Below are 1370 nucleotides of genomic sequence, written 5' to 3' on the forward strand. Positions count from 1 at the left end.
TGCATATCCCACTCTTGGCGTATTCATTGCATAAAGGAACAAAATTCTAAGGTAATCCTTGTAAAACTCCCCTCCATACTCCACCCACTGCTCATACAGCCATCTGACGAAGTTTTTGACGTCAACACTCTCCTGTAGATCCTTCCTGAGAGCTGGTTTCTCGACAATCCATCCTTTCTTTTGAAGGAAATAGACAAACATTAATCTGTTGAGGAATGTATGAGCAAAGGTCTTGGCGGCTCTTTCAACAAATATCTCTTTTGGCAACTCGCCAACATAAGATTCCCCAAGTTTTTTCCCGTAACGCTTTTTTATTGAGTCCTTAAGTTTGGAATAGTACTCTTTGTACTCCTTGAAAAACTCCTCTGTAAGAGGCCTAACGTGCATGTATTCATCTATGAGGGCTTTTATTTGGATTGCCGGTGGATGCTTTTTCGATTTCTTGTAAAATTCTTCAAGCTCCTGAGCAACACTGGCCAAGTTCTTCACAAGAGTCCTGAATTTTCCCTCCTCTGGGTCAATTACATAGATATTGAGCTTGGCATTTTCAAGCTCTCTCCTGTAGATTGGAACTACAAGCTTCCAGTATTTTGAGTAGTCCAAGATTATCAGAAAATTCGCGAATTCCAATCCAACTGAATACGTGAAGTCGAGAAGATCCTTAACAAGTCTTTGTCTGTATTTTATGGTGTCACTTTTACTTTTAGCGTAGACAACGTAGAAACTCTCACCTTCAGGCGGGTTTGTTTTTGCAATGATTTTAATCATATCAGTGTTTTGTGCCACAAATTCATTAAGCATGTCCTCAGGGATGATCTCATCAACATAATTGAACTTCCACGCATCAATGAAAATATTTCTAAAATAGTTTATTGCTTCCTCTGTTCCCATATCAGGTTTAAGCTCTTTAAGATTACTTTCAATTTCTCCAACAAGCCGATACATATGAGAATACCCCCTACGTTAGTATTATACTTCCTAATTCATTTTATGCTCAATGGTATATAATTTTTTTCAACAGTCTTTTTATGATGTGCAAAAGCGGCCTTTGGGAATCAAAAATGCCTTTATTTTGAAAGGTTTTTTCATTCGTTTTGATATTTGAAAGAGGAGACATTGTGTAGGGCAAAAAAGGATTAGGAAAAAATCGGCATAATCCCCAGAGCTAGACCTTGTCCTCGTTACCTCTCTGCCTCATTTTCCCTTAAGGTATGTTCCTCAAAGAACTTTTTCTGTCTCTTCTCTTCCTCAATCTTTTGCTTGAGAACTTCATAAGTTAGCCAGCTAAATTTCTCTTCAGGGATCAGCTCTTTGTACATAATAATAAGATCAGCTGCCGCTGCTGCGTGTCCATCATCTAATAAGCGCTC

The 1370-nt window shown here is 38.5% G+C and carries 2 protein-coding genes; both read right to left on the reverse strand.

Features of this window, described 5'->3' with window-relative positions; translation table 11 throughout:
* A partial coding sequence (locus tag H5T45_07605; GenBank protein ID MBC7129563.1) for a hypothetical protein occupies nucleotides 1–945 on the reverse strand: 945 nt, incomplete at its 3' end.
* A 236-nt stretch (nucleotides 946–1181) separates the two neighbouring features.
* Nucleotides 1182–1319 carry a hypothetical protein gene (locus tag H5T45_07610; protein ID MBC7129564.1) on the reverse strand — a complete coding sequence of 46 codons (138 nt, stop codon included), beginning with the start codon at nucleotides 1317–1319 and terminating at the stop codon, nucleotides 1182–1184.
* Nucleotides 1320–1370 lie beyond the last annotated feature (51 nt).

The organism is Thermoplasmatales archaeon (assembly GCA_014361245.1).
GTDB lineage: Archaea > Thermoplasmatota > E2 > UBA202 > JdFR-43 > JACIWB01.

Excerpts from the sequence above, each read along its gene's own strand:
- H5T45_07610 (MBC7129564.1), bottom strand. The coding sequence starts at position 1,319 with ATGTACAAAGAGCTGATCCCTGAAGAGAAATTTAGCTGGCTAACTTAT.